Source organism: Achromobacter sp. ACRQX, assembly GCF_022346505.1.
Taxonomy (GTDB): Bacteria; Pseudomonadota; Gammaproteobacteria; order Burkholderiales; family Burkholderiaceae_B; genus Achromobacter; species Achromobacter animicus.
Genome location: NZ_JAKRML010000024.1, coordinates 23167 through 39411, shown reverse-complemented (window position 1 = coordinate 39411; position 16245 = coordinate 23167). Strand labels below are relative to the sequence as shown.

The following is a 16245-nucleotide window of genomic DNA, read 5'->3' as shown; positions in this document are numbered from 1 at the left end:
AAACCTGGGGGAACAGCAGAGAGGTCGATTTACAAGCGGCGGCCCCGCCCGCCATCAGGCGTCGGGGCCGCTCGGTACTGATTTACTTCCAGACAGCCTGGCCGTCAGCGGACTTCACTTCGCCCCAGGCGGCGCGGATTTCCTTGGTCACGGCTTCCGGCAGCGGCACGTAGTCCATGGCTTCAGCCGACTTGGCGCCGTTCTTGAAGGCCCAGTCGAAGAAGTCCAGCACAGCCTTGCCCTGAACCGGCTTGTCTTGCGACTTGTGGATCAGGATGAAGGTGGCGGCGGTGACGGGCCACGAATCGGCGCCCGGCTCGTCGGTCAGGACCACGCCCATGCCCGGCGCGCTCTTCCAGTCGGCGTTGGCGGCCGCGGCGGCGAAAGCCTTTTGCTCGGGCTGGACGAACTTGCCGTCCTTGTTCTGCAGTTGCGTCCAGGCCAGCTTGTTCTGCTTGGCGTAGGCGTATTCGACGTAGCCGATCGAGTTCTTCAGCTGGCCGACGTAGGCGGCGACGCCTTCGTTGCCCTTGCCGCCCTGACCGGTGGGCCACTTGACGGCCTTGCCTTCACCGACTTGCGACTTCCACTCCGGCGACACCTTGGACAGGTAGTTCGTCCAGCCGAAGGTGGTGCCCGAGCCGTCCGAACGGTGCACGACGATGATGTCGGCCGAGGGCAGCTTGACGTCGGGGTTCAGCGCCTTCAGGGCAGCGTCGTCCCACTTCTTGATCTTGCCCAGGAAGATGTCGGCCAGGACCTTGCCCGACAGCTTCAGCTTGCCCGGCTCGACGCCGTCGACGTTCACGACGGCGACAGTGCCGCCGATCACGGCGGGGAATTGCAGCAGGCCGTGCTTTTCCAGGTCGGCAGCCTTCATCGGGTCATCCGAGGCGCCGAAGTCGACCGTCTTTGCAATGATCTGCTGTTGACCGCCGCCCGAACCGATGGACTGGTAGTTGACCGCGTTGTTGGTCGCAGCCTTGTAGTCGGACGCCCACTTGGCGTAGATCGGGTACGGGAACGATGCGCCGGCGCCGGTGACGTTGGCGGCCTGGACGGCAAAAACGGCGGCGCTCAGCGCGACGCCCACGGAAACTTGCTTGAAGACACGTTTGAACATCTGGGTTCCTTCTGTGCTCGTTAAAGGAGTCTTGGCAGGCTTTTTAGCTGCCTGTCTTTCAGCGACCCTCGCATCTTAGGCACGCAACGTGACAAGACCATGACAGTCACAAACTGTTCATGCAGACGTTCGATGCGGCATAAAAACCACGGCCGCCGGGCAGTTGCCGGGCGGCCGTGAGGCTCAGACAAGATTAAAGGGACAAACCCTATTTCGGCCCTGGTCGTTCAGACGCCCAGCTTCTGCATCAGGAACTGGTGCAGGTTGTAGGGCTCGCGGCGGCTCTTGACGCGCGCGTAGTCGCCGCTGGGTTGCTGCTGCCAGGCCAGCTGGTTGTCGCGCAGCGCGTAGGTGAAGGCCTCGTCGATAACGCGCTTCTTGAGCGTCTTGTCGTAGATCGGGAACGCGATCTCGACGCGGCGGAAGAAGTTGCGGTCCATCCAGTCGGCGGACGACAGGTACACGGTCTCTTCGCCGTCGGCGTAGAAATAGAAGACGCGGGAATGCTCCAGGAAGCGGCCAACGATGGAGCGCACACGGATGTTTTCTGACAGCCCCGGCACCCCGGCGCGCAAGGCGCAGACGCCCCGCACGATCAGGTCGATCTTCACGCCCGCCTGGCTGGCCTTGTAAAGCTCGGCGATGATCTGCTCTTCCAGTAGCGAATTCATCTTGGCCATGATGCGCGACCGTTTGCCCGCCTTGGCGGCGCGCGCCTCGGCGCGGATCAGCGACACCATGCCTTCGTGCAGGGTGAACGGCGACTGCATCAGCGATTTGAGCGCGCGGCGCGCACCCAGGCCGGTCAACTGCGCGAACACCTTGTCCATGTCCTCGCACAGCTTCGGGTCCGCCGTCAGCAGCCCGAAATCGGTGTACAGACGCGCCGTGCGCGGGTGGTAATTGCCGGTGCCCAAGTGGGCGTAGCGGCGCAGACGGCCCTTTTCGCGGCGCAGCACCACCGCCATCTTGGCGTGCGTCTTGTGCGCCACCACGCCGTAGACGACGTGCGCTCCCACCTCTTCCAGCTTGGAGGCCCAGTTGATGTTGGTCTGCTCGTCAAAGCGCGCCATCAGCTCCACCACCACCGTCACTTCCTTGCCGGCGCGCGCGGCCGCCAGCAGGATCTTCATCAGCTCGGAGTCTTCGCCGGTGCGGTAGATGGTCTGCTTGATGGCCATCACGTCCGGATCCAGCGCGGCGGCGGTCAGGAAGTCGATGACTGGCTGGAACGACTGATAGGGATGGTGCAGCAGGCGGTCGCACTCGGCCACTGCCTCAAAGAGTTCTGCGGGCTTGTCGCCGACGCGGTCAAACGGCGCGGGCACGGGCGCGCGGTAGTCGGGAAACAGCAGGTCCGGGCGCGCCGCGGAATTGCACAGCTGCATGAGCCGGGACAGATTCACCGGGCCGGGCACGCGATAGGTGTCGTCGGCCTTCAGCGAAAACTCGCGCTGCAGGAAGGTTTCCAGTTCGACGGGCGTCAGCTTGTCGATCTCAAGGCGGACGGCGGCGCCGAAGTTGCGCTGCGACAGCTCGCCCTGCAGCGCGTGGCGCAGGTTGGTGACTTCTTCCTCGTCCACGAAGAGGTCGCTGTTGCGCGTGACGCGCCACTGGTAGCAACCCAGCATCTCCAGGCCCGGGAACAGCTCGCCCACGAAGGCGCGCAGGAGGGAAGTCAGGAGGATGTAGCCCTCGGGCTGCCCAGAGAGCTCCTGCGGCATCTTGATCAGGCGCGGCAGCGCGCGGGGCGCCTGGACGATGGCGATGGACGCCTGACGGCCGAACGCGTCAGCGCCGGCCAGCGACACGATGAAATTCAGGCTCTTGTTGTAGACGCGCGGAAACGGATGCGCCGGGTCCAGCCCGATGGGGGTCAACAGCGGCATCACGTCACGGTGGAACACGTCGCGCGCCCATTCCTGCTGCTCCGGATTCCATTCGGAAGCGTGATGCAGCGCGATGCCCTCCTTGTGCATGGCGGGCAGGATCTGATCGTTGAGCAGGTTGTACTGGCGGTTCACTAGTTCGTGCACCGCCTGCTGGACGCATTCGAATGCCTCGTCGGGCGTCATGCCGTCCGGGCCGACCAGATTGGGCGACTGGCGCTGCTGCTCTTTCAGGCTGGAGATCCGGATCTCGAAGAACTCGTCCAGGTTGGAACTGACGATGCACACGTAGCGCAGCCTTTCCAGCAGCGGCGTCTTGGGGTTTTCCGCCATCGCCAGCACGCGTTCATTGAACTTGAGCAGCGACAATTCGCGATTCATGAGCAGAGGCTCGCCTGGCGGACGTGTGGGCATACCGGATTCCATACGAAAAGAGAGCGTGAAGTTTTACTGCAAACAGGTGACGGTTCTATGACAGCGCCCAATCGCTAAGGGTACGTCAAATGCGGGACATATGGCGCACCGGACAATGGCTTCCAAGCCTCTGTTCCGTAAGCAAAAACCCGTATCCGGCGGCGTTGTCACATGGGGTCCTTATAATCGGTCCACCTCACAGCCAATATTACGAGCCGCATGGATCAACTTCTGGCCGCGGTGGACCTCGGGTCCAACAGCTTTCGCCTCTCCATCGGACGCATCGTTCAGCAGGACGGTACGCCCCAGATCTACCAGATCGACCGCCTCAAGGAAACCGTCCGGCTCGCCGCCGGTCTGGACGCCGAAAAACGGCTTGGCGACGCCGCCATCGACCGCGCCATTGCCGTCCTGGAACGCTTCGGCGAACGCCTGCGCAGTTTCCACCCCAACCGGGTCCGTGCGGTTGCCACCAACACGTTCCGCGTCGCCCGCAATACCAAAGATTTCCTGCCCCGGGCCGAAGCCGCATTGGGCTTTCCCATTGAAGTCATCGCCGGCCGCGAAGAGGCCCGCCTGATCTTCACGGGCGTGGCCCACACCCTGCCCCCTTCGCCCAACAAGCGCCTGGTCATCGACATCGGCGGCGGTTCTACCGAAGTCATCATCGGCAAGGGCCACGAACCGGGCCTGATGTCCTCGCTGTACATGGGCTGCGTCAGCTACAGCCGCCAGTTCTTCTCGGACGGCGTGGTGGATGCGCACCAGATGAAGCAGGCCGAGCTGGCCGCGCGCCGCGAAATCGAAGTCATCGCCAAGCAGTACCGTAAGATGAGCTGGAAGGAAGCCTATGGCTCCTCCGGCACCGCCAAGGCGCTCTTTGCAATCCTGACCGAAGGCGGCTATTCCGACCGCGGCATCACGCGCTCGGGCCTGACCAAGCTGAAGGACCGTCTCATCCGCTCGGGCCGCGTCATTCCGTCCGAGCTTCCCGGCATCAAGATCGAACGCGCCGACGTGCTGCCCGGCGGGCTGGCCATCATGAGCGCGCTGTTCGACGAGCTGGGCATCGATGTCATGCACACCGGCGACGGCGCACTGCGCCTGGGCGTGTTGTACGACCTGCTGGGCCGTGACGACGAGCACGACAAGCGCGATGAATCGGTACGCCAGTTCGTCAAGCGCTATCACGTGGACGTGAACCAGGCGCGCCGCGTTCGCCACGCCGCCCTCAGCCTGTTCGACGCCATGTTTCCCGAAGGCCAGGAGCGCGCCGAGCTGCGCCCGGCACTGGGCTGGGCGGCCGATCTGCACGAAGTGGGTCTGTCGATTGCCCACAACGCGTATCACAAGCACACCGCCTACGTGCTGGAAAACGCCGACATGCCGGGCTTTTCACGCGCCGACCAGCAACTGTTGGCCTTGCTGGCGCTGGGACACCAGGGCAAGCTGGCCAAGGTGGAACCGCTGGTGCGCACGCGCCCGCAATGGAAGGCCATCCTGGCGCTGCGTCTGGCGGTGTTGCTGTTCCGCCGCCGCGGCGAGATCGAACCCCTGCCCCTCACCGCGTCGGTCCGCGACAACTCCATCGTGGTGCGCGTCAACCGCGAATGGCTGGCCGAACACCCGCTCAGCGACTTCACGCTGCGCGCGGAAGAAGCCGAGTGGAACAAGGTCGGGTTTTCGTTCGAACTGCTGGAGTTCTGAAAATCAAGAACGGGGCGGCGCGGCCGCCCCGGCTGATCAGAATGGCGAGAGATCGGTTTCCCGATCCAGCCGCCTGAGTTCCATGCGCAGCGGCCGGGTGGCCCGCCGGATCAGTCTGATTGTCATTCGGCGGAACAGGCGGCGCATGATGGATGGGGTCTAGCGCTGGGTAGCGATGATGGCCGGCTGGTCCAGGCCGAAGTGGCGACGGTAGCGCTCGTCCATGCGCTCCATCTTCAAGAGCACCGGGAAGTCGGCGGCGTTGAAATCCGGATCCCATGCCGGTTCGCCGCATACCTTGGCGCCCAGCTTCAGATAGCCCTTGATCAGCGGCGGCACGCGCGCCGGTAAGGTGCTGTTGAGCTTTTCGACCGGGTAGCGGTGCAGCGGCGTGACGCGCGGCTCGTTGCCCTGGGGCATCTGCTTGGCCACCGTACGCCACACTTCCGCTGCGGTGACGCCGTCATCGCGCAGGCTGACGCTGGCGCAACCGAGCACGTATTCGTAACCGCCGCGGCGCAGGTATTCCGCCAGGCCGGACCACAGCAGCATGATGACCGCGCCGCCACGGTAATCGGCGTGGGTGCAGGAGCGGCCGACTTCAACGACTTCGTCGCGGATGGCGCCCAGGCCCGACAGGTCGAATTCCGACTGCGAGTAATAGCCGCCGGCTTCGCGCGCCTTTTCGGGGGTCAGGATCCGATAGGTGCCAACGACTCGGTCGGTGTCGAGTTCGCGGACCATCAGGTGTTCACAGAACGGATCGAAGCGGTCTTGCTCGATGCCATCTTGCGCATCAGGGAAGACGACACCCATGTCTTCGGTGAAGACCTCATAGCGCAGGCGTTGGATCTGCTCTATTTCTTCGGCGGTACGCGCCAGGCCGACAGCCAGGACCTTCGGGGCCGAGCCCGTCCAGGGTTCTGCGGTACTGCGGCTCGGATTGATGCGTGCTAATTCCAGCATTGCGCGAAGCTCCTAGAGAGTCCAGCCAGTGTGGACGCCCTGTATGTCAATGACTTGACCAATATGTTACGTGACTATGACGCTTAGACCGGCATCGAAAACTCAAACAACAAAAGGCCACGCGACGATTTCGACGCGTGGCCCACATATTAAATCGAAACTCAGGGTTTACCCCAGGCTTGCCGCAAGCTTCTCTGCAGAATTGGTCGCCAGCGCCTCATCTTCGGCCTCAACCATCAGGCGCAGCTTGGGTTCCGTCCCCGAAGCGCGGATCAGGATCCGGCCCCGGCCGTCCAGCTCTGCCTCGACGGCCTGGCGCGCGGCGGTCAGACCGGCATGCGTCTTCCAGTCCAGGCCCGGCGTCAGCGGCACGTTGATCATCTTTTGCGGATACATGCGCAGGTCGCTGACCCAGTCGCCAAGCGTGGTGGAATTGCGACGCAGCGCGGTCAAGACCTGCAGCGCCGCCACGATGCCGTCGCCGGTGGAGTGGCAATCCAGGCACAGCAGATGGCCGGAGCTTTCGCCGCCGTACAGCCAGCCGCGCGATTGCATCTGTTCCAGCACATAGCGGTCGCCCACGTTCGCGCGGTCAAAGCCCACGCCCAGGCGCTTCATTTCGCGCTCGAAGCCAAAGTTGGTCATCAGCGTGCCGACCACGCCCTCGACCTTGCCGCGCTGCATGCGCTCGCGCACGATGGCGTACATGAGTTCGTCGCCGTTGTAGATGCGGCCCTCGCCGTCCACCATCTGCAGGCGGTCGGCGTCGCCGTCCAGCGCAATGCCAAGCTGGGCGCCGCGCGCCTTGACTTCCTTGGCCAGCAGCTCGGGATGCAGCGCGCCCACGCCCTTGTTGATGTTGAAGCCGTCGGGGTGCACGCCGATGGCGTGGACTTCGGCGCCCAGCTCACGGAAGACGTGCGGCGCGATGTTGTAGGCGGCGCCGTGTGCGGCGTCGACCACGATCGTCATGCCGTTCAAGTCCAGGTCGTTGGGGAACGTGCTCTTGCAGAATTCGATGTAGCGGCCCTGAGCGTCGCCCATGCGGCGCGCGCGTCCCAGCGCTTCCGATCTGACGCAACCCAGGGGCTCGTCCAGCGCGGCCTCGATGTCGGCTTCGATTTCGTCGGGCAGCTTCATGCCCTGCGCCGAGAAGAACTTGATGCCGTTGTCCTGGTAGGGATTGTGCGAGGCGCTGATGACGATGCCGGCGACCAGGCGCAGCGCGCGGGTCAGGTAGGCGACCGCGGGCGTCGGGATCGGGCCGGCCAGCAGCACGTCGATACCGGCGGCGGACAGCCCCGCTTCCAGCGCGGACTCCAGCATGTAGCCGGAAATCCGGGTGTCCTTGCCGATGACGACCTGCGGGCGGCTTGCGCCGCGCACGGCGTGCTCGCGGGCCAGCACGCGGCCAGCGGCGTAACCCAGGCGCAAGGCGAATTCGGCATTGATCACCGGACCGCCGACTTCACCGCGTACGCCATCGGTACCGAAATATTTGCGTCGAATCATGAACTGATTGCTCCTTGTTCAGCCGCCTGCCATACCTTAAGCGCATCCACCGTGGCCGCAACATCGTGCACGCGCACGATGGAGGCGCCACGCGCGACGCAGGCAAGCGCGGCGGCAATGCTGCCGGGCAGCCGGTCGCCAACCGGCCGGCCGGTGGCCTGGCCGATCATGTTTTTGCGCGACAGGCCGATCAGCAATGGATAACCGGTACTGCGCAGGCTGGACAGCCGGCGCAGCAGTTGAAAGTTCTGGTCGGCCGTCTTGCCAAACCCGAATCCCGGGTCCAGCACGATGCGGCGAGGATCGATCCAGGCCGCGCGCAGCTTTTGCGCGCGAGCCCCCAGAAACAGGCCGATTTCACCGATCAGGTCGGTGTACTCGGGCGGCGCTGCCTGCATGGTGCGAGGCTCGCCTTTCATGTGCATGACGCACAGGCCACAGCGCGATTGCGAGACGGCTTCGATCGCGCCTGGCTGCCTGAAACCGTAGATGTCGTTGATCATGTCCGCGCCGGCGTCCAGCGTGGCGCGCATGACTTCCGGCTTGAACGTGTCGATGGAGAGCGGCACGCCGCAGTCGCGCAGCGCCTCGACCACCGGGAGCAGCCGGTTCAGCTCGTCGGCCACGGAAACGGGGTCGGCCCCCGGGCGCGTGGATTCGCCGCCCAGGTCCAGAATCTGGGCGCCTTCCTCGATCAACTGGCGCGCATGCGCCACGGCGGAATCGGTATCGTCGTGTTGGCCGCCATCGGAAAACGAGTCCGGTGTGACATTGACGATGCCCATGACAAGCGGGCGCTCGAGATCAAACTCGAAGCGCCCGCAAAGGAAGTTATTTGCCATAAACCAGAACGAAGAACCTCAGACCGCAGCTGCCGTGCTACCGCCTGCAGCCAGGCCGGTCGGCGGCGTATCGGACGTGTCCGACGGGCCTTGCGGCGTCTTCGGGGGACGCGGGGGGCGGCCCTCCATGATGTCGTTGATCTGGTCGGCGTCGATGGTTTCCCATTCGAGCAGCGCGGACGTCATGACTTCGACCTTATCGCGGTTGTCTTCCAGGATCTTGCGCGCAACGCCGTACTGCTCGTCGATGATGCGGCGGATCTCGGTGTCCACCTTCTGCATGGTGGCTTCGGACATGTGCGTGGTCTTGGTGACGCTGCGGCCCAGGAAGACTTCGCCTTCGTTCTCGGCGTAGACCATGGGACCCAGTTCGTCGGTCATGCCGTAGCGCGTGACGATGTCGCGGGCGATGGCGGTGGCACGTTCGAAGTCGTTCGAGGCGCCCGTCGTCATCTGGTCCATGAAGATTTCTTCGGCGATACGGCCGCCGAACAGCACGGCGATGGTGGACAGCAGACGGCCCTTGTCCATGCTGTAGCGGTCGGTTTCCGGCAACTGCATCGTCACGCCCAGCGCACGGCCGCGCGGGATGATGGTGACCTTGTGGACCGGGTCGGTCTTGGGCAGCATGCGCGCGACGATCGCGTGGCCGGATTCGTGGTACGCGGTGTTCTTGCGTTCCTCTTCGGGCATCACGATGGAGCGGCGCTCGGCGCCCATGATGATCTTGTCCTTGGCCTTTTCAAAGTCGGACATATCGACCGTGCGGCCATTGCGGCGGGCGGCGAACAGTGCGGCTTCGTTGACCAGGTTGGCCAGGTCGGCACCGGAGAAGCCCGGGCAACCGCGCGCCAGGATGGTCGCGTCGACATTGGGCGACAGCGGAACCTTGCGCATGTGGACCTTCAGGATCTGCTCGCGGCCACGGATATCGGGCAGCGGCACCACGACCTGGCGATCGAAACGGCCCGGACGCAGCAGCGCCGGATCCAGCACGTCGGGACGGTTGGTTGCGGCGATCACGATGACGCCCTGGCCGGATTCGAAGCCGTCCATTTCAACCAGCATCTGGTTCAGGGTCTGTTCGCGCTCGTCGTTGCCGCCGCCCAGGCCGGCGCCGCGCTGGCGGCCGACCGCATCGATTTCGTCGATGAAGATGATGCAGGGAGCGTGCTTCTTGGCGTTTTCGAACATGTCGCGGACACGGGCCGCGCCCACACCGACGAACATTTCAACGAAGTCCGAACCGGAAATGCTGAAGAACGGGACCTTGGCTTCGCCGGCGATGGCCTTGGCCAGCAGCGTCTTGCCGGTACCGGGCGAACCCACCATCAGCACGCCGCGCGGGATACGGCCGCCCAGCTTCTGGAACTTGCTGGGGTCACGCAGGAAGTCGACCAGTTCCTGCACGTCTTCTTTGGCTTCGTCGCAACCGGCGACGTCAGCGAAGGTGATCTGGTTGGTGTTCTCGTCGAGCATCCGGGCGCGCGATTTGCCGAAGCTGAATGCGCCGCCCTTGCCACCGCCTTGCATCTGTCGCATGAAGAACACCCATACGCCGATCAGAAGCAGCATCGGGAACCACGAGACGAAGATGCTCATCAGGAGCGACTGCTCTTCGCGCGGCTTGCCCGAAACCTGCACGCCGTACTTCAGCAGATCGGAGACCATCCAGAGATCGCCGGGGGAAGTCAGCGTATAGGCGCGGCCCGCGTCCGGGGTGACGTAGAGCACGTCGCCTTGAACGTCGACCTTGCGGATACGTCCCGCCTTGGCGTCGTCCATGAACTGCGTGTAAGTCACACCGTCCTGGGTCTGAGCGCGTCCGTCGAACTGTTTGAAGACGGTGAACAGCACCAGGGCTATCACCATCCAGACAGCGACTTTGGAAAATGAATTGTTCAAGGTCGATCTCCTGCTTTCGATTCCGACCGGCGACTGCGCACCCGCGTATGGCACAGTCACAAGTATGTCAATAGCCCATTCTAACCTGTAGGACGGAGTTGCGTCCTGGCAGCCGTGGGGCCCATTTAATTACATTTGATTCTTGAGTTTTCTGGTCGTTGTCTCGGCGGGACGGGGGTTTTCTTGGCCGGGACGGTTTGCCCCGGATGATTACGGAAGGGTTACTTCAGATCGCGCGCCACCAGAAAGGTTTCTGAGGACTTGTCCCGAGAGGCCTTCGGTTTGCGTTCGACCACCCGGCGGAAGCGCTTTTTGAAGGATTCCACGATCTGCGAGAAGCCCGTGCCGTGGAAAGCCTTGACGATCAGCGCCCCGTTGGGCTTGAGGTGGGCGCAGGAAAATTCCATCGCCAATTCGCAAACATGCTGGATGCGCGCGGAGTCGGCAATACCCACCCCGGACAAGTTGGGGGCCATGTCTGAAATAACAAGGTCCACCGCACGCGATCCGACCATGTCTTCCAATTGTTTCAAGACTTCGTCTTCGCGGAAGTCGCCCTGGATGAATTCCACGCCTGCCACGGGCTCCATGGGCAGGATGTCCAGCGCGATGATGCGCCCGTCCACGACGCCGCCCGGCCCGGCGAGCCGCTCGCGCGCCACCTGTGACCAGCTGCCCGGCGCGGAGCCCAGATCGATGACCAGGTCGCCCCGGCGCATCAGCTTTTCGGTGTCGAGGATCTCGATCAGCTTGAAAGCGGCGCGGGCGCGATAGCCCTTCTGTTGCGCCAGCTTCACATAGGGATCGTTGATGTGCTGGTGAATCCAGTCTTTAGAGAATTTATTCTTGGCCATTACCGTACAATTCCACGCATGCCTATATTAGAACTTACCTCTCGTGAGCGCAGCGACCTGCGGTCCGCCGCTCACCCTCTGCGCCCCGTCGTCCTGATTGGCGACAATGGTTTGACCGACGCCGTGCTGAAGGAAATCGATCGGGCGCTGACTTCGCATGGCCTCATCAAGGTTCGCGCGGGCGGCGACGACCGTGAAGCCCGGGACGCCATGCTCGCCACGATCTGCGAGACGCTATCCTGCGCGCCCGTGCATCACTTGGGCAAGACCCTGATCCTGTTCCGCCCGCTGCCCGGCAACATCAAGCCCGCCGCGCTGGCCGCCCAGGAACCCGAAGCGCCTGCCAAACGCCGCGCCTCGGAACCTTACACGCCCAAGAAGCTGGCCGCCGAAGGCAGGACCCTTGCCAAGCGCCCGCGCCGCAGCGAATCCGAAGAGCCCGCACCCGCCAAGAAGCGCTACGTCCCCCAGGACGAACTCAACAAGAACGGCAAGCCCATGCGGCCTTCCAACAAGCGCGCCACAGCTGGCGGCCACGGCATTCCGCGCCGCGCCGGCAGCGCGCTGAGCCTGCGCGCCGGAGCCCGCAGCGGCACCAGCCGCAAGACCGCAAAAAGGTAAGTCCAGGCACAAAAACGGGCGCTTTACGCGCCCGGTCCACCATAGCGATCCGCAATGTACCGCGGAATTCAGACGAACGTAGCGTCCGGGCCAGGGTGGTTTGACATTTTTACTGCTTGTGGCGCTAGCGTCAGATGTAACGCACGCCCAGGACTTCGTATTCGCGAACGCCAGCCGGGGCAACGACCTCGACCACATCGCCTTCACTCTTGCCGATCAGCGCGCGAGCCACGGGGCTGGACACGGAAATCAGGTTGGACTTGATATCGGCTTCAACGTCGCCGACGATCTGATACGTAACGCGATCGCCCGAATCCAGGTCTTCGATGTCGACGGTAGCGCCGAACACGGCGCGGCCTTCGGCCTCTAGCGACGTCGGGTCGATGAGGTGGGCATTGGAAAGTGTGCCTTCAAGCTCGGCAATCCGGCCCTCGATGAAACCTTGGCGCTCGCGAGCGGCATCGTACTCGGCGTTTTCCGACAGATCACCCTGTGCGCGCGCCTCGGCGATTGCGTTGATCACGGCAGGACGTTCGACGGTTTTCAGCCGTTGGAGCTCTTCTTGCAAGCGCTCGGCCCCGCGCACGGTCAAAGGAATGGCAGACATGTCGTTTCCCAAACAAAAAGTAGAAAAACGCCCCGAAGGAGCGTTCTCGGTGAAGGCCGCAGGACCGGCGCGCTTGCCTTTTGTTTGCCATTTGATGCTTGGAAAAATCTGGCGAGCGGCGCGGGCGACCAAAACAAAACCCCGGCTCGGGTCGGAACCGGGGCAATCAAAGTCATATTGTGGTCAATCTCGGCGGGAATTGCAAGCCGCCGGAGAAAACGGCCTTTTCGGCGCATTTCGGCGCTGTAACCCGCTAAAACCGGCGATTTCGCACCGAAAAGGCTTTGCGGCCTTGCCGGGCCCGATGGACTCCCGCGCGAACCGAGGGTTTTCCGGGAGCCTCCCGAGCCAAGATACTACTGGACGATAGGCTTTGCGCCACGATGCGGGACGCCTCGGCGTCCCGCATGTCGCCGTTACTTCGTGCGCCGCAAGAGCGCGTACAGGATGATCGCGCCGAACGTGGCGGTACCGATGCCGCCCAGCGTGAAGTTGCCCAGCTTGATGGTGAAGTCGCCCGCGCCCAGCACCAGCGTGACCGCAGCCACGATGAGGTTGCGGTTGTCGGTGAAATCGACCTGGTTGACGACCCAGATACGGGCGCCGGCAATGGCGATCAGGCCGAAGACAACCACCGACATGCCGCCCAGCACAGGTCCCGGGATCGTCTGGATGAGCGCGCCGAACTTGGGCGAGAAGCCCAGGACGATCGCGATCAGGGCAGCGATCACGAACACGAGCGTGGAATAGATGCGGGTGACCGCCATCACGCCGATGTTTTCGGCGTAGGTCGTGACGCCCGTGCCGCCGACGGCGCCCGACACCATGGTGGCCACGCCGTCGCCGACGAAGGCCCGGCCGAGGTAGCGGTCCAGGTCGCGGCCCGTCATGGCGCTGACGGCCTTCACGTGCCCCAGGTTTTCGGCCACCAGGATGATGGCGACCGGCACGATGAGGCCCATGGCCTCGGCCTTGAAGACGGGCGCCGCGAAGTGCGGCAGGCCGAACCAGGCGGCGGCCGACACGGCGGTGAAGTCGATGGGCTTGCCCAGGCCCAGACCGTTGGCCAGCACGGCGTACACCACGCACGCGAGGATCAGGCCGACCAGGATCAGCAGGCGCTGCACCATGCCGCGCGTGTAGACGGCGATGCCGCCCACGCAGACGATCGTGACGATGGCCATGGCGCTATCGAAGCCCGACGCCCCCATCGCGCCCTTGGCGGCGATGGGCGCGAGATTCAGGCCGATCACGGCCACCACCGCGCCTGTGACGACGGGCGGCATGAGGGTATCGATCCAGTCGGCGCCGCCGCCTGCCCGGGCATTGACGATCCAGACGATGACGCCGATCAGCGTGTAAGCCAGACCGCAGGCAATGATGGCGCCCAGCGCGACGCCGATGTTGGCGTTGGCCCCGCCGCCGGCATAGCCGGTCACCGCGATGACGCCGCCGATGAACGCGAAGCTGGAACCCAGGTAGCTGGGCACCCGGCCGCCCACGAACAGAAAGAAGATCAGCGTGCCGATGCCCGACATCAGGATGGCGACGTTGGGATCGAACCCCATGAGCAACGGCGCCAGGACGGTCGAGCCGAACATCGCGACGACGTGCTGTGCGCCCATGGCGACGTTCTTGGGCCAGGACAGCCGTTCGTCGGGCGCGATGATGACGCCGGGCTCGGCGTCGTCCGCCAGGCGCCAGCGCGGAAAGTAGGAGTTGGACATGGATTCCCCGGGGTGGTACGAGAGGGTTTCAAACTGCGAGCGGGCGCCAGTGTAAAGGGGGCCATCAAGCGGGGGCAACGTTTAAGTTTTGCCGGCCGATTGCCGTATTAGTGGAAACCCCGAAATCCCAGGCAAAGGAATAGTCATGGCGATCAATAGCATCAGCGGCACCTCCCGGATCAGCAGCCTTGCAGATCTTTGGGCCGAGAAGATCCAGGCCAACAAGGAAGCGAAGAACGCTTCGGGGCAGGATGCCGTGTCGGTGACCGCGGAAGGCAAGATCCGCGTCAACAATCCGGGCGCCACCAAGGTCGGCAACGCGCAGGCCACCGAAGAAACCGACAACGACGACGAATACACCCGCCAGATCAAGGAGTTGCAAAAGCAGCTCAAGCGCATCATGGATCAGATCGCCAAAGTGAAGGCGAGCGGCATGTCGGCCGAAATGAAGGCGCAGCAGATCATGGCGCTCAATGCCCAGGCTGTGCAGATCCAAGGCCAGATTTCCCAACTCCTGGCAAAACAGGCGCAGGCTGCCAAACAGGCCGGCGTGTCGGCCCAGGCCTGATTCGGCGCAAGCGATGTGGCGCCGTCGCTGATGGCGCGCATCAAAATTTCTGATTGGACGCTCATCGGGCGTGCCAGTACTGTCTCCAGACAAATCTAAAACCACGGAGACAAACCATGCACGCAATGCGCACAGCCCTTGCCGGGGCGCTGCTGGCCGTTTGCGCGGCGCCGGCCCTGGCCGGCACCGTCACGGTGATCACGTCGTTCCCCAAGGACCTGACCCAGGCCTACAAGACCGCTTTCGAGAAAGCCAATCCCGGCATCACGCTGGAAATCCTGAACAAGAACACGGTGTCGGGGATCGCCTTCGTGCGGGAGACGCCAGCGGGTCAGCGCCCCGAGGTCTTCTGGGCCAGCGCGCCCGATGCGTTCGAGGTGTTGGGACGCGACAAGCTGCTGGCCAAGTCGGCCGACATCGCGAACAAGGATGTGCCGGACAAGATCGGCAGCTATCCCATCAATGATCCGGGCGGCATGTATCTGGGCCAGGCGCTGGCGGGCTACGGCATTATCTACAACACCCGGTACATCGCGGCGCACAAGATTCCCGCGCCTGTCGAGTGGAAGGATCTGCTGTCGCCCAAGTGGTTCGGCCACGTGGGCATCACGTCGCCCTCGCGTTCGGGCACGATGCACCTGACCGTGGAAACCATCCTGCAAGGCGAAGGCTGGGATGACGGCTGGAACACGCTTTTGCGCATGTCGGGCAACAGCAGCGCCGTCACCGAGCGCTCGTTCGGCGTACCCGACGGCGTGAACAACGGCCAGTTCGGCGCCGGACCGGTCATCGACTTCTTCGGGCTGTCGAGCAAGTACTCCAAGTTCCCCGTTGAGTTCGTCTATCCGTCCGAGACCGCCATCGTCCCGGCGAACATCGCGCTGATCGAGGGCGCCAAGAACACCGAGGAAGGCAAGAAATTCATCGCCTTCACGCTGAGCCAGGCGGGCCAGGAGCTGCTGCTGGAGCCGAAGATCTCGCGGTTGCCGGTGCTGCCCTACTCCGCACTGGCTGGCAAGATTCCGCCCGGCTATCCCGACCCGGCGGAAATCGCCAAGCGCAGCAAGGTTCATTTCGACGCGGACCTGTCGCAGTCGCGCTACTACGTCGTGCAATCGCTGTACGACCAGACCGTCACGTTCCGGCTGAAGGAATTGCAAGCGGCCACCAAGGCGATCTACGACGCCGAGGCCAAGCTGGGCGACAAGGCCAAGAGCGGCAAGGCAGCCGAATTGCTGGGAGAGGCACGCAAGCTGGCCTGGGCGCCGCTGATCGACAGCAAGAAGGCGGCCGACCCGGCGTTCCTGGCGATCTTCGCCGGCAACAAGAAGGACGCGGCCGTCAACCAGCAGATCACGCAGCTTGAAGGCGAGTGGAATGGCCGCGCGCGCGCCAACTACGAAGAAGCCGTCAAGCTGGCACGGCAGGCCGCCGCGCTCTGATCGTCTGAATGCGCTGAACACGGCAGGCGGACTTAGCCCCGCCCGCCGTGGATCGCGCCTGTCTTCTG

At 63.8% G+C, this 16245-nt stretch carries 13 protein-coding genes; 4 read left to right on the top strand and 9 right to left on the bottom strand.

The genetic code is table 11. The annotated features are described in order from the left end of the window. Positions 1-82: 82 nt before the first annotated feature. Together pstS and ppk1 are read right to left on the bottom strand one after the other, a co-directional pair. Complete coding sequence (pstS, locus tag MHZ91_RS19885) at positions 83-1123, bottom strand: phosphate ABC transporter substrate-binding protein PstS (RefSeq protein WP_175138263.1); 1041 nt, start codon at positions 1121-1123, stop codon at positions 83-85. A 227-nt stretch (positions 1124-1350) separates the two neighbouring features. Beyond that, positions 1351-3426, bottom strand: a complete 2076-nt coding sequence (gene ppk1 / locus MHZ91_RS19880; RefSeq protein WP_175138262.1) for a polyphosphate kinase 1 — start codon at positions 3424-3426, stop codon at positions 1351-1353. A 219-nt stretch (positions 3427-3645) separates the two neighbouring features. Here ppk1 and ppx point away from each other — a divergent pair, with 219 nt between their 5' ends. Beyond that, a complete protein-coding gene (gene ppx, locus MHZ91_RS19875) occupies positions 3646-5133 on the top strand; it encodes an exopolyphosphatase (protein WP_175126053.1) in 1488 nt (495 codons plus the stop codon). Between the two features lie 159 nt (positions 5134-5292). Here ppx and MHZ91_RS19870 read toward each other — a convergent pair whose 3' ends face one another. From MHZ91_RS19870 to MHZ91_RS19850, 5 genes are all read right to left on the bottom strand, one after another. Continuing rightward, entirely contained in the window at positions 5293-6099 is an 807-nt protein-coding gene (locus MHZ91_RS19870; RefSeq protein WP_175126052.1) for a GNAT family N-acetyltransferase, read from the bottom strand. A gap of 168 nt (positions 6100-6267) precedes the next feature. After that, complete coding sequence (gene glmM, locus MHZ91_RS19865; RefSeq protein WP_239215343.1) at positions 6268-7611, bottom strand: phosphoglucosamine mutase; 1344 nt, start codon at positions 7609-7611, stop codon at positions 6268-6270. Beyond that, positions 7608-8453: a dihydropteroate synthase gene (folP, locus tag MHZ91_RS19860; RefSeq protein ID WP_175126050.1), complete on the bottom strand. Its 846-nt coding sequence runs from the start codon at positions 8451-8453 to the stop codon at positions 7608-7610. Before folP ends, glmM begins: the two co-directional genes overlap by 4 nt. Positions 8454-8471: 18 nt before the next feature. Beyond that, entirely contained in the window at positions 8472-10358 is a 1887-nt protein-coding gene (gene ftsH, locus MHZ91_RS19855; RefSeq protein ID WP_175126049.1) for an ATP-dependent zinc metalloprotease FtsH, read from the bottom strand. Positions 10359-10579: 221 nt separating this feature from the next. After that, the gene (locus MHZ91_RS19850; protein ID WP_175126048.1) at positions 10580-11212 is read right to left on the bottom strand and encodes an RlmE family RNA methyltransferase; all 633 of its coding nucleotides are present in this window, start codon (positions 11210-11212) and stop codon (positions 10580-10582) included. 18 nt (positions 11213-11230) lie between these two features. Between MHZ91_RS19850 and MHZ91_RS19845 the strand changes: the two genes are divergently transcribed. Continuing rightward, a complete protein-coding gene (locus MHZ91_RS19845; RefSeq protein WP_175138258.1) occupies positions 11231-11833 on the top strand; it encodes a YhbY family RNA-binding protein in 603 nt (200 codons plus the stop codon). A 130-nt stretch (positions 11834-11963) separates the two neighbouring features. Here MHZ91_RS19845 and greA read toward each other — a convergent pair whose 3' ends face one another. Together greA and MHZ91_RS19835 are read right to left on the bottom strand one after the other, a co-directional pair. Beyond that, entirely contained in the window at positions 11964-12440 is a 477-nt protein-coding gene (gene greA, locus MHZ91_RS19840; RefSeq protein WP_175126060.1) for a transcription elongation factor GreA, read from the bottom strand. Between the two features lie 416 nt (positions 12441-12856). Then, positions 12857-14167 (bottom strand): solute carrier family 23 protein, encoded by a 1311-nt coding sequence (locus tag MHZ91_RS19835; RefSeq protein WP_239215342.1) that lies wholly within the window; start codon positions 14165-14167, stop codon positions 12857-12859. A gap of 145 nt (positions 14168-14312) precedes the next feature. Between MHZ91_RS19835 and MHZ91_RS19830 the strand changes: the two genes are divergently transcribed. Beyond that, complete coding sequence (locus MHZ91_RS19830) at positions 14313-14735, top strand: FlxA-like family protein (RefSeq protein ID WP_062841737.1); 423 nt, start codon at positions 14313-14315, stop codon at positions 14733-14735. Positions 14736-14851: 116 nt separating this feature from the next. Next, positions 14852-16177 carry an ABC transporter substrate-binding protein gene (locus MHZ91_RS19825; RefSeq protein WP_239215341.1) on the top strand — a complete coding sequence of 442 codons (1326 nt, stop codon included), beginning with the start codon at positions 14852-14854 and terminating at the stop codon, positions 16175-16177. The last annotated feature ends 68 nt before the right edge of the window (positions 16178-16245 follow it).

Excerpts from the sequence above, each read along its gene's own strand:
- pstS (WP_175138263.1), bottom strand. The coding sequence starts at position 1,123 with ATGTTCAAACGTGTCTTCAAGCAAGTTTCCGTGGGCGTCGCGCTGAGC.
- ppk1 (WP_175138262.1), bottom strand. The coding sequence starts at position 3,426 with ATGCCCACACGTCCGCCAGGCGAGCCTCTGCTCATGAATCGCGAATTG.
- ppx (WP_175126053.1), top strand. The coding sequence starts at position 3,646 with ATGGATCAACTTCTGGCCGCGGTGGACCTCGGGTCCAACAGCTTTCGC.
- MHZ91_RS19870 (WP_175126052.1), bottom strand. The coding sequence starts at position 6,099 with ATGCTGGAATTAGCACGCATCAATCCGAGCCGCAGTACCGCAGAACCC.
- glmM (WP_239215343.1), bottom strand. The coding sequence starts at position 7,611 with ATGATTCGACGCAAATATTTCGGTACCGATGGCGTACGCGGTGAAGTC.
- folP (WP_175126050.1), bottom strand. The coding sequence starts at position 8,453 with ATGGCAAATAACTTCCTTTGCGGGCGCTTCGAGTTTGATCTCGAGCGC.
- MHZ91_RS19850 (WP_175126048.1), bottom strand. The coding sequence starts at position 11,212 with ATGGCCAAGAATAAATTCTCTAAAGACTGGATTCACCAGCACATCAAC.
- MHZ91_RS19845 (WP_175138258.1), top strand. The coding sequence starts at position 11,231 with ATGCCTATATTAGAACTTACCTCTCGTGAGCGCAGCGACCTGCGGTCC.
- greA (WP_175126060.1), bottom strand. The coding sequence starts at position 12,440 with ATGTCTGCCATTCCTTTGACCGTGCGCGGGGCCGAGCGCTTGCAAGAA.
- MHZ91_RS19835 (WP_239215342.1), bottom strand. The coding sequence starts at position 14,167 with ATGTCCAACTCCTACTTTCCGCGCTGGCGCCTGGCGGACGACGCCGAG.
- MHZ91_RS19830 (WP_062841737.1), top strand. The coding sequence starts at position 14,313 with ATGGCGATCAATAGCATCAGCGGCACCTCCCGGATCAGCAGCCTTGCA.
- MHZ91_RS19825 (WP_239215341.1), top strand. The coding sequence starts at position 14,852 with ATGCACGCAATGCGCACAGCCCTTGCCGGGGCGCTGCTGGCCGTTTGC.